Here is a 12,069-nt window from a genome sequence, read left to right as displayed (position 1 = left end):
TTATTCCCTAGCAATATGGATTAAGTGTATAAAATGCAGTTATTTCATCAGATTGCGTTAAAATCTTGCGCTACAAATATACGGAGTGGGGATATCAGAAGTTACAGTCATAATTTGCTCAGGCAAAACGCCAGTGATCCTAAATATCAGTCAGCGATCCTTGATTATCGGAGATTGCGCCTGATTGACTATGTGTGAACTACGCTCAATTGACTCAATGCAAAAATGGAGTCTATCTCATAAGTAATCTAAGTGATTTCTATAGGGCTGCTCCAAATAGCAAATTGGATTGATTAGGTAACATTTTGCGCACACGTATTTGCTATCGGACACAGCTGAGCTTAAGAGCAGATTTAGCTTACATTTGGAATTTTAACGGACCCCATCGCAGTTATTACCATGAAAAACACCAAAAATGGCTCTCTTTTTAAGGAATAATTGCACTGGAGTCCGTAACCTAACTCAAAAGCCTAAAAACAAGCAAATAGCGTCTTCTGAGTCCGAAAGCTCTAATCTTAATTAAGACTGGGTGATTTAGGTAGGTGCAACGGATAAAAGCATTCGACCCCCGGTTCATAACAGCAAAGCAACAATTCTCCTATAACGGATGATCGCTGCTCTGCTGTTTTTTACTAAAAGAAATAGTAGGCGGTCTTTATGGAAAGAAAACATGTAGTTTAGTTTGAACAGATGAATACGTACTGGAGCAAGTTATTGGAGAGGGTAGGGGAGCTGATATAATGGAGATGTATACTATTAAGTAAGTACTGATAAGGAGAGTTTGTCGTAAAGGACGGCAAATGGCGCGATTCAAGTCTTTACGAGATAGTTAAGAAGTGGAATAGGACAACGCTAGTTATTACCGAGTATTACCGAGTATTATCCTTGACCGTATTTTTTTCTGTAATGACTCAGTGTGAGTAGTGGCCAGATATACCGATAACTATGATAATTGGAATAGAAATTACCGGGGAGACCAGCGCCAGTGGGATAAGAAGTTTTCCAATCCTCTTCATGAATAGACGTGATTAGTCTTTGAATTCCTTTTTCCACCGCAGCTGTTGGCTCTGGCTGAACGGTGATAATCGCATCAAGTGCCCAGGCGGTTTGTGAAGGTGTGCTTTCTCCTAAAGGAACATATTGTAGAAGCCGGTCGCTGTGACAAGACTCCCCCCAACCACCGTCCGGGTTCTGAATGCTTAGGAGCCACTTCACTCCTTTTTGCAATGTATCATGATTTATAGGGAGCCCAACAGCCTGCAGGCCTGTTAATGATGCCCAAGTGCCATAAATATAACAAACACCCCATCTTCCGTACCACGAACCATCCTTCTCCTGATGTTGAAGCAGCCATTTCGTACCCCTTTTAATGAACTCGTGTTGTGTATTTAAACCAGCGAAGTTTCCGAGAAACTCCAAAGTTCGTCCGGTAAGATCTGCTTCCGAAGGATCAATGGCTGCAGATTTAGCACCATCGATAGCGAGCCATGTGAGCATTTCTTTATTGGTGTTTTTTTCGAATGCCGGCCAGCCGCCGTCGTTATTTTGCATCGATAGGACCCAATTCAGTCCGCGATTCCATGATTCCAGATATGAAGGGTGAATGGTTGATAACCTTCGGATGGCTCGCAAGGCTGCCGTTGTATCATCTACGTCCGGATTGATTGTATTAGTCTCAGAGAATCCCCATCCACCGGGAACTGTATCCGGATTATGGATGCTCCAATCAGCAGGTTTATGATGCTGTTTATCCAGAAGATAAGATGCAGCGTGTTTTATTCCTTTGTGATCAACCGGAATTTGAGCCTCTTGTAAAGTATAGGAGATTAACGCTGTATCCCATATTGTAGATGGAGAGTTTTGAATTGTAGTATTATGATTTGATTGGCATTGCAGTGCGGTGAGACCTTGAATGGCCTGTGTAATTATTGGATGCTGCCGATCATAATCGAGAGCAAGCAGGGCAAAAACCATAAGAATTGTACTGCTGGCATAGCTGTAAAAGGTACCGTCGGATTCGATTCGCTGGAGCATATATTGCTCCGCTTTGTTTTTGGCAGCTTCATGTATGTAGTGTGGACTCCCGAGTAATCTGCTCAAACCCATTTGAATAACATCCTGCATTTCCTGATATCCACGGGTAGGCGATTCATCTGTATCCAATCGTGTCTCTATAAGATCTGACAGATCAGGAGCATGGGCTGTAGTGATCGAAAATCGCCGATCGGCCATAATGAGCATAGGAGTGAGGTGTACCCTAGAGTAGCCAGAGAATTCGAAATAGTTAATAGGGAAGTAAGAGGGAAACAAAAGCACCTCCAGTGGAATCGAAGAAATTGCTAGAGGCCACTTGCTTTGACCCGTTGCAGCGAGAATGACTCTAGTTAAGATACTTGTGACTTTGCCTAATCCACCTTTAGACAGTATATAACGCTTAGCCCGCAGTATTGGCTCGTCTGTTATCTTACTGTACCCAGAGTAGAGCAGGGCATAATAAGCTTCGACTGATGTGGATAAGTTCCCAGCTTCTTCGTCCTTATATAGCTGCCAGCAACCCTCTCGCTGTTGTGCATCAAGAATGCGATCATGTAGTTGCCGAATGAGCGTTTCATTCTGAAGGTTCAACACTCTAAAGAGAATTATCATATAAGCATCGATCACAATTCCGTTCTCAAAACAAAAATGCCATGAGCCGTCATCCTTCTGCTGTTGTAGCAAGAACGTTGTCAAACGTTCGATTTCTTCATCTACTTTACTTAGTATATCCGTCATGTTTTGGGTTCCTCCGAAGTCATCATTTTTAACATTATATGAAGTCGGAGAACAGGACATGAAAAAGAGCTGCTTAGTCGCTTTTAAGCAACTTTGCAGCCCTTTTTACATTCCCTCTTAGCATTATAAAACGGTTAATTTTCAATCACAATACGATTTAGCTTGAGATTAACCGGAGCAGCAATGGTGTCACCTACAGGGCATTTGCTCTCCAGAAATTGTACGAACTGTTCGACCTTCTCAGCAGGGGATGGAGTCTTTATGTAGAATGTATACCGAATATCGGAATAGCCAGGACGTACTTCAGAGCGGTTGAAGAATCCGTCGAGATCCAAGTCACCTTCCACATCTACTCTGAAATCTTCAAGCTCCACCTCAAATTTAGAGGCGTAGACCCGAGCTACAATGGATTGGCAGGCACCCAAAGAAGCGAGCAAAGCTTCAACAGGATTCATTCCTGTATCCGTGCCCCCTAGACTTGTCGGTTCATCGATGACCAGCTCGAATTGTCTTGCATTAGTAACGACCTTTACGCCGTCTTGCAAATGAGCAGTTGCTTTGAAAGTTTGAACATTTGGCATGTGTTTACACTCCTTCTTGTGGACAAACTAAGGATGATTTAATGTTTCTTATTTTTTGTAATTCATAGTATGTTTCTAGGAATTGTATAGATTATAGTTCTATTCTGTATACCCGTCAATACATGATTAAAATAATAGTTAGGAGGCAACTAGAGTGTCGACCGAAATTGAGAGCTATTTGGACTATCCTAGGTTGCAAATTTTAGGGGGAGAAATAGAATTAAGAGACGATCGGATAAAGCGTAGATGGAAAGCAGAAATCAAACCGTTTCTTCTTGCACCCTATCCTGTAACTGAGGATCTATACAATGCTATAATTAATAACTCATCACATGGAGATCTAAAGCCGGTTGTGAATATATAGGTGAAGATGGTATATACATTACTTGGGATAAGGAGTCAGACGGCTTCCATCTTGCCCGGTCTTATTAATGAGTTATGGATTTGTAAGTGGAATTAGAGGAGGGAATAATTATGTGCGAAGGGCACATAGATAAGCACGGTTATAACGAGCATCGAGAATACGGAGAGCATGGAGAAATGAATATAAATGGAGTCAAGGAGGGTTCGGAGCATCATCACAAAAGCGCTCAGACCTTTCGTCGTGCTAGGGCTATCGCATTTTTGGACAAGCTAATGATTAATCGTTCGGCGTTGCAGCAGCAGCTAAAAGAGTCAGAGATTGAAACGACAAAACAAGTCATTAGTGGTGAACTAAAAGCTACGGAAGCGATCATCGATGAGTTCATACATATGTTTCAGATTCATGAGATAACTTCTGATAATAGAGAAGATAGAACCTAAGCCACTCAGCTATATAGAGGTGTTCATGCCCTAGGTTTTGATATGAATGAAAAAAGAAGACTTCTGAAGAAATCAGAGGTCTTCTTTATGTGTAGCTAATAAAGAAAAATGTCTAATGTAAAGAGAATACATCATTAAGTAAAACGCTTTCATGTTCACTCGATAAATTGATTTATATAATTAGTCCTGTAAGTAATATAAAAAGGGGGGCGAAAAAGAATGAAAAAAGTCAACAAAAAAAGGATTAACCTAACTTTAACAGTGTTGATGGCTATGTCCATGCTTATCACTGCTTGTGGTGGGAACAACGGGAATAAAGTGAATTCTGAGGCTAATGCAAACGCAGGCAATACGGGAAAAACACCTGTGTCGGAAGAGAAGCTCAAGATTACCATGTGGTCCCAATTCGCGGATCCAAATTCTAAAGACGGCGGGTTTGTTGGTTTTTATAAAGCACTTGAGGCAACCAAGGCTAAATTCCCTAATGTAGAAATCGAGCATGTAGGTGTTGGAGGCGAATCTTATAAAACGAAAGTGAAAGCGGCTTCAGCCGCCAATGAGCTGCCCGACATTTTTTACACCTGGGGTGGCGGATTCTCTGAGCCATTTATAGCGGGGAACCGGATTTTGTCCATTGATGATCTCGCAAAAGATGGAACGCTGGACCAAATTGTACCAGGTACGACAGACAATTTCATCTTCGATAGCAAGCTTTACGGTCTGCCGATCAATATAGCTACTGCTCAAATGTACGTCAATAAAGAACTATTTGAGCAAGCAGGAGCGAAAATTCCGGAAACATGGGATGAGCTTGTTGCTGCGATTGAAGCACTAAAAGCAAAAGGCATTCAGCCGATTGCACTTGGGGCTAAAGACAGATGGCCAGCAATGCAATGGAACGCGATTCTAGCCATCCGGATGGCAGGCGTGGATGCTGTAAATGCCGCTTTAACGAAAACAGGATCATTCGACACAGCTGAATTCACAGAAGCTGCTGCGAAATACAAACAATTGATTGATGCGGACTCCTTCGGCAAACATTTTGTTGGAACTTCTTATGATGACGCGACAAATATGTTCCTATCAGGCAAAGCAGCTATGATGTTCATGGGCGCTTGGGTCAACGGACAGATTGAAGATGATAACTCTCTGGTCAAAGGTAAAGTGGTACCGATTAAATTTCCAACCATTCCAGGGGGGAAAGGAAATGCTGACGAGTGGTTCGGAGGTTCGGGTGAAACATTCGTGCTCAATGCCGATCTGAAAAACAAGGAAAGAATATGGGAAGTATACAAGTTCTTTATTGAGACCATGTCTAAAGAAGTATTTCTGGCTGGTTCAGGCTCCTCAGCATGGAAAGTTGATGTAGGTGACACTTCTCAAATGAATCCACTGGCTCTGCAAATTGGTGAATTGTCCTCATCAGCAACTGGTTTCTCCTACTGGTGGGATCAAATGCTGAATGGTAATGACACTGAATCTATGTTCGGTTCGCTGATGAAATTCGTCGCCGGAAAAACAACACCTGAAGACTACACGAAAGAACTACAGAGCAAGGTTAATCAAGGACAATAATCTGCGTCAGGCGGCGAGAATTGTTCGCCGCCTGATCGATTTAAGGTGGAGTGAAGCATGCATCAAGTATTCGGAAACAAAAAGGCTATCGCCGTATTTGTTGTTCCTGCTTTGATTTTATACATTCTTGTTGGTTTTTTCCCGATCCTTCAGTCTATGTATTACAGTCTGCTGGACTGGGATGGGATACAACCGGCTAAATTTATTGGTTTAGCTTCTTATAAGGATTTATTTTTTGCAGATACGTACGGCATGGATTTTAATCATTCGATACTTAATACGTTGTATCTGGCAGTTCTTTCTGTTTTCATGCAACTTCCGATAGCTCTGGTGCTCGCTCTGGTTCTTGCCAGAGGGGTGTGGGGTGAAAAGCTGTATCGTACTTTGTATTTCATTCCAGTCTTGGTATCCTCCTCTGTCATCGGGGTTATGTTTCTGAAAATCTATCAGCCTGAATATGGCATGCTGAATACGATACTCAATCAACTAGGCTTGTCCTCCTGGACACATGATTGGTTAACGGAAAGCGGAACTGCACTAATAAGTGTTATGATTCCAATCGTTTGGCAATATATCGGCTACCATATGCTTCTAATGTACGCTGCCATCAAAGGGATTCCTGAAGATTTGTACGAGGCTGCGAAAATTGACGGAGCATCAAGTATAAGAACCGCCTTCTCTATCACTATTCCACTTATTTCACCGATCCTGAAGGTATGCGTCATATTTGCTGTTTTGGGATCATTGAAGTTTTTCGATTTAGTCTTCATTATGACCAATGGCTACCCTACACCGGAAACTAGTGTTCCAAGTACATTGATGTATTCGTCGATTTTTAATCGCAATATGTATGGGTACGGCAGCGCGATGGCCGTGTTTATGGTTGTGGAATGTCTCTTTTTCTACTTAGTTTTACAAAAACTGATCAGAACCTACGATGATAAGGAGGAGAGCTAATGACAACAACACATAACCGCCGCTGGCCAAAGGTTGTTTTGCAGATTGCGTTTCTAATCTTCGCAGTTATTCAACTGTATCCGCTCGTGTGGCTTGTATTTTCCTCCTTTAAAACAAACATAGAAATTACAGGCTCAAATGTGATGGGCTTGCCTAATGAGTGGCGGTGGGCGAACTACGACTACGCACTTTTTAAGGCGAATATCGCACGTAACTTTTTGAACAGCCTTATGTATACAACGGTAACTGTCATTATTTCTGCTCTGTTATCGGCAATGGTTTCTTTTGCTGTCGCAAGAATGAAGTGGAAGCTTAATAATGTGGTGCTTACTTTCTTCATGCTGGGATTGATGATCCCCGTTCATGCTACGCTGCTACCTGTCTTTCAGATGTTAAAAATGACAAGCTTGCTGAATACGCCTTGGGCCTTAATCATTCCTTATACCGTTAGTGCACTTCCTACTACAATCTATATCATGATTGGTTTCTTTAGAGCGCTGCCAGGGGAGTTGGAAGAAGCCAGCGTTGTAGACGGCTGCAATATTTATCAGGTTTTTTTCCGTATTATGCTTCCGCTTGTAAAGCCGGCTATCGTAACCACTTCCATCTTTACTTTTTTATCCGCTTGGAACGAACTGATGTTTGCCAATACATTCATTAATGATCCTGACTTAGCAACAATTACCGTCGCCATCAATTCGTTTAAAAGTGCCTATGCCACAGAATTTGGACCTATGTTCGCAGGAATGGTTGTGGCTACACTACCCATGATCATTATCTACTTGTTCCTAAGTAACCAAGTCCAAAAAAGCATTATTGCCGGGGCAGTTAAGGGTTAAAGCAATGGGATAGGAATCCTTCGAAAAATGCTATACTAGTGTCGTATTGAAGAAGCTATAAATAAAAGTCCGTATTCGCTTAATTGTCGGCCAGGAGGTTACCGATGAGGTTTGCACGTATCCGATCACAAATCGTTTTTTACTACTTGGCCTTATTAGTGGTTTCCATGATTGCAAGCGGTATTATGTACCAACGAATCAATGAGAAATTCACCGAGGAAAAGGTAGGTGAGGTATCGCTTCAAACCTTGAACGCCATGAATTCCGGAATCGAATCACTTCTTGACAGCACGAATAATTATTCCAAGATGATCGTGTCGAACAATGCGGTTCAGGAAATTTTGGGCAGTGATCTGGCGGGTAACGACATCGGAATTTTAACTTACAAGCTAGAGGTGGCTCTTTCAGATTTTATGCTCGCAGAGCCCTCTATCTCTTCTGTCTATCTATTCGATAATGCAGGACGTAAGTTTGCGATTGATTTGCAGTCAGCAAAACCGATCAGAACGGATGGGATCGAGTCAGCGGAATGGTACTCCGAGGCGGTCGCCTTAGACGGAAAAGTAATTTGGAGGAAAAATGCCGGAGGTATCTTCAATTTTGAGACGAAGGAACCCCAGCAGGATCCACAATATATTTCTCTGATTCGCATCGTAAACGACATGAACACTTCTAAGAAAATAGGAGTATTAGTCGTGAACATTACAGTTCAGGAGCTAAAAAAAAGCTATGAACGTTCGATCAACGATAATAAACCTGATTTAATGATCGAAACTGGATATGAGACACTCCTTGATTTTACACGGCCTGAATTATCGACTTATACAAACTCTTCTATGCTTGATGTGCCGCTCGGCAGTAGCAAAATCGTAAAGATCAAAGATCATAATTATCTGATCTCTTCTCTGGTTTCAATGGATCGTGGTTGGAGGTTTACTAGCGCTCAGCCTTTGGGGGAATGGGAAAGCCCCTATCGTCAATTTAATCTGATGCTGTTAATGATTATGTTGTTTAATTTCATTTCTATATTTTTAGGTTCCGTCTGGATTTCTAGATTCATTACTACACCTATTTTACATATGCTGCGATCCATGAAAAAAGTGGAGATTGGAGAGTTCAGTTTGGTTCGGTACGAGGCGAGAACGGATGAGCTGAACCAGTTGAAAGATAGGTATAACAATATGATTATGACCATTGAGCAAGCGCTTAAGCGGGAGAAAGAAGAACAGAAATTGATTCGGAAACTCGAATTGGATATTTTGCAGCAGCAAATTAAACCACATTTTTTATATAACACGTTAGAATCAGCTGGCTATTTAACTTTGTCAGGAAATAATAATGAGGCGTACCAGATTATTTCTGAGCTTGCAGCCTTCTATCGTCAGAGTCTTAGTAAGGGCAGTGATGTAGTAACGTTAAGAGAAGAAGTAGAGATCACTAAAAGTTATCTGAGTATACAAAATATTCGCTATCCAGAAATTTTCATCAGTGAAATTGAGGTGTCGGAAGAAGCTGAGTATGTTCGGATACCCAAATTGACGCTTCAGCCGCTTGTAGAAAATGCGCTTTATCATGGTATTCGCCCTTTAGGGGAGTGTGGTAAGATTCGCATCCTTGCCCGTATTCAGGGGAATCGACTGAAGCTAGTCGTGGAAGATGATGGTGTGGGGATGAATGAAGACAAACGTCGGGAAATGCAAGCTGAGCCCTATGGGCAAAATGAGTCCAGTTTTGGGTTGCGCGGTACTTTGATGCGTTTGAAGCTGTACTATGGGGCGGACATGAATTGTAGTTTGGTCAGTGCACCGGGAGAAGGAACTCGGATTGAATTGGAACTACCGCTTGAGGAGGGGAATAGTCATGGAGCTTGAACTGCTCAGAGCCATTATTGTGGATGATGAAATTAATGCGAGAAAAATTGTTCCCATCATTATAGATTGGCAAGCAGTTGGTTACAGATTCGTAGGTGAGGCCTCGAATGGAAGCGAAGCGTTAGATCTGATCGAAACCATGAAACCGGATGTAGTATTTACAGATATCAGTATGCCTTTTATGGATGGACTGGAATTAAGCCGGTTGATAAAAGAAAGGTATCCGCTAGTCAAAATTGTGATCATCACTGCACATCCCGAATTCGAATATGCAAAAAGAAGCCTGGACATTGGAGTGCAAAATTTTATCTTGAAGCCGCTCCAAGCCGAGGAGGTACGAAGAGTTGCGGTAGATCTTCATGGAAAAATCCGGGAAGAGACAGAGCGGTGGAACGAATATCAGGAGCTGAACCGACAGTTAAATGAAAACGCCGTTCAACTAAAAGAAAAATTTCTAAATGATTTGCTATCAGGCCTCTGGGACCCCGATCAGTTGGATAGCCGATTCCATTACTTTTTTCCTGAATCAGCGAACAGCTTGTTTTCAATCATGCTTATTGAACTTCAAATTCCCTTAGAAGAAGGGGAGGAACAACGAATCCTACAGTCTTTGCGTTGTAAGAGGTTTATTGATTACGCGCTTGAAGAGTATGAGGGAATCGAAGTTTTTTTTGATAACAGTCAACGGATTGTCCTTCTTAATAGAAAAGATAATCAGAATCTTACGAAGATTGGAGAGTGGCTGGCCCAATCGCTCCATGAAAAGCTAGGATGTAAAGCTTACATTGGCGTAGGTAGTACCTGTACGGATTTCAATAGGATCAAAGAATCCTATAAAGAGGCGCTGGAGGCAGTTAGATATGGTAAGTTAAAGGGCAGTAACGCTATCTATTTTTTTAATGATGAAATTCATTTCGGGGGCCGATCCTGGGAAGTTAAGACGATTGAAATTGAGGAAATTTTGTTTTTTGTAAAAGCTGGTGTCTTAGACAAGGCTGTGCAATCCATTGAGAAAATGTTTCAGGATTTGGAGAAGTCCGAGGCTTTTTCTGTGGAACGAGCTAGGCTGGTTTCCGCCCAATTTGTCTCCACATTAATCAATTCACTCGCTGAAATGGGAGTTATACTAGATAATAATCTTTCTTTCGATATTTCGCCATATAAAAGGATTTTTGAGCTCGATAGCCTGCCAGACATGCAACAGACATTACTTGAACTCACAGAGAAGGTAACCTCTCAAGTAATCCAGGCACGAAGCAAAAAAACTAATAATATTATCCATGAAGTTAAAGATTTTATTCAACAGGAGATGCACATTCCGGAGATGTCTTTATCCTATGTATCGAATAAATTCCACATGAATTCCAGTTACTTTAGCCGGATCTTTAAGCAGGACACAGGGATTAGCTTTACGGATTATCTTCTCAAGTGCAGAATGGAAAAAGCGGTGAAGCTTCTGAATGAAACGGATTGGAAAGCTTATCAAATTGCTGAAAAGGTCGGCATTAAAGATCCATTTTACTTCAGTAACTGTTTTAAAAAAGTAATGGGAGTATCCGTTCAGGAGTATAAGAAAAATAGCTTTTTCCTATAAATCTCTCCGTTGAATTTGATAATTTTCCTCTTTAAGCCCGCACTTTATGCGGGTTTTTTATTGTTTTTTTAGATATAAAGTAAGCAATAATGATGTTACAAAATGGAAAAATGATCTTGACAGAAATGGTTTCTATCGTATACATTTGTATACATGAAGAGCGTGTATACAAATGTATACACCGTAAAAGGAGGAAATAAAATGCGTGAAGGACATGTCGGCAAACGTGGCGGTCATAGGGAGCATGGAGAGCACAGAGATCGTGAGGGACGTGGCGAACACAGAGATCGTGGCTTTATGAAACATGGGATGACGGAATCAATGGATCCACATCCTAAAAGTGCTCAAACTTTTCGCCGTGGCAGAGCCATCGCTTTTTTAGATAAGCTTATGGTTAACCGGGCTACATTACAGCGGCAGTTAAATCAGCCTGAGCTTGAATCGATTAAACAAGTGGTTAGCGGTGAATTAAAAGCAACGGAAGCGATCATTGAAGAGTTTAAACAAATCTTTCAGATTCATGAGATCGCTCCAGAAGATACAACATCAAATGTTAATAAAGAGGAGAGTAAAGAAAAAGATGAAAATAACTGAGCTCATTAAAACCCGTAGAAGTACAAAACAATTCAAACAGACTCCAATTCGTGAAGAGGAGTTACATTCATGGCTGGAGGCTGCAAGTTACGCTCCTAATCATCGTATGACCGAACCTTGGGAGCTTCTTTTCATCGGACCCAATACTAGAGCGAAATTAAAGCATAAGACGGATTTTGGCAACGCACCTGTTGTTTTTGCAGTTCTGTCTAAGCCTGCCGCAACTGCGTTTGAACGCGATGAGAATGTTATGGCTGCTGCTTGTTTCGTACAAAATTTCTTATTAGCTGCACATGAAGCAGGTGTAGGTACGTATTGGGCTTCGCTGGGGGCTTTGCCTCATAATCGTGAGATTCTTAGTGTTCAAGAAAATTACGATGTTATTGGGATATTTGGAATGGGGTATCCGGAGGAAGTGCCGAATGCGAAACCCAGAACACCGATTAGTTCTAAAATCACGTATTTATCTTAAACAATTGAAG

The 12,069-nt window shown here is 41.6% G+C and carries 10 protein-coding genes and 1 pseudogene; 9 read left to right on the top strand and 2 right to left on the bottom strand.

All coding sequences use genetic code 11. The annotated features are described in order from the left end of the window. Positions 1-879: 879 nt before the first annotated feature. Both shc and MHI15_RS22390 read right to left on the bottom strand, forming a co-directional pair. Entirely contained in the window at positions 880-2,772 is a 1,893-nt protein-coding gene (gene shc / locus MHI15_RS22395) for a squalene--hopene cyclase (RefSeq protein WP_341164901.1), read from the bottom strand. 134 nt (positions 2,773-2,906) lie between these two features. Beyond that, entirely contained in the window at positions 2,907-3,353 is a 447-nt protein-coding gene (locus MHI15_RS22390; protein WP_076125698.1) for an OsmC family protein, read from the bottom strand. Between the two features lie 154 nt (positions 3,354-3,507). On the opposite strand from MHI15_RS22390, the pseudogene MHI15_RS22385 reads away from it, so the two are divergent. The 9 genes and pseudogenes from MHI15_RS22385 to MHI15_RS22345 all read left to right on the top strand — a co-directional run. Beyond that, a pseudogene (locus MHI15_RS22385) lies at positions 3,508-3,714 on the top strand (formylglycine-generating enzyme family protein); the annotation flags it as partial. Positions 3,715-3,827: 113 nt separating this feature from the next. After that, positions 3,828-4,157, top strand: coding sequence for a hypothetical protein (locus MHI15_RS22380; RefSeq protein ID WP_341164900.1), 330 nt, complete (start codon positions 3,828-3,830; stop codon positions 4,155-4,157). Between the two features lie 219 nt (positions 4,158-4,376). Then, positions 4,377-5,732 carry an ABC transporter substrate-binding protein gene (locus MHI15_RS22375; protein ID WP_340950914.1) on the top strand — a complete coding sequence of 452 codons (1,356 nt, stop codon included), beginning with the start codon at positions 4,377-4,379 and terminating at the stop codon, positions 5,730-5,732. Between the two features lie 57 nt (positions 5,733-5,789). Beyond that, positions 5,790-6,689 carry a carbohydrate ABC transporter permease gene (locus tag MHI15_RS22370; RefSeq protein ID WP_341144301.1) on the top strand — a complete coding sequence of 300 codons (900 nt, stop codon included), beginning with the start codon at positions 5,790-5,792 and terminating at the stop codon, positions 6,687-6,689. Beyond that, positions 6,689-7,528 carry a carbohydrate ABC transporter permease gene (locus MHI15_RS22365; protein ID WP_341144302.1) on the top strand — a complete coding sequence of 280 codons (840 nt, stop codon included), beginning with the start codon at positions 6,689-6,691 and terminating at the stop codon, positions 7,526-7,528. The genes MHI15_RS22370 and MHI15_RS22365 overlap by 1 nt, the downstream gene beginning before the upstream one ends. A 104-nt stretch (positions 7,529-7,632) precedes the next feature. Next, entirely contained in the window at positions 7,633-9,399 is a 1,767-nt protein-coding gene (locus MHI15_RS22360; protein ID WP_341164899.1) for a cache domain-containing sensor histidine kinase, read from the top strand. Next, positions 9,389-10,993, top strand: coding sequence for a response regulator (locus MHI15_RS22355; RefSeq protein ID WP_341164898.1), 1,605 nt, complete (start codon positions 9,389-9,391; stop codon positions 10,991-10,993). The genes MHI15_RS22360 and MHI15_RS22355 overlap by 11 nt, the downstream gene beginning before the upstream one ends. 201 nt (positions 10,994-11,194) lie before the next feature. Next, a complete protein-coding gene (locus MHI15_RS22350; RefSeq protein WP_076217567.1) occupies positions 11,195-11,587 on the top strand; it encodes a hypothetical protein in 393 nt (130 codons plus the stop codon). Continuing rightward, the gene (locus MHI15_RS22345) at positions 11,574-12,059 is read left to right on the top strand and encodes a nitroreductase family protein (RefSeq protein WP_076184571.1); all 486 of its coding nucleotides are present in this window, start codon (positions 11,574-11,576) and stop codon (positions 12,057-12,059) included. Before MHI15_RS22350 ends, MHI15_RS22345 begins: the two co-directional genes overlap by 14 nt. Positions 12,060-12,069 lie beyond the last annotated feature (10 nt).

This window comes from Paenibacillus sp. FSL H7-0918, assembly GCF_038007025.1.
Taxonomy (GTDB): Bacteria; Bacillota; Bacilli; order Paenibacillales; family Paenibacillaceae; genus Paenibacillus_AQ; species Paenibacillus_AQ odorifer.
Note: the sequence above shows the minus strand (reverse complement) of the source record. Positions and strands in the feature narration are given on the sequence as shown.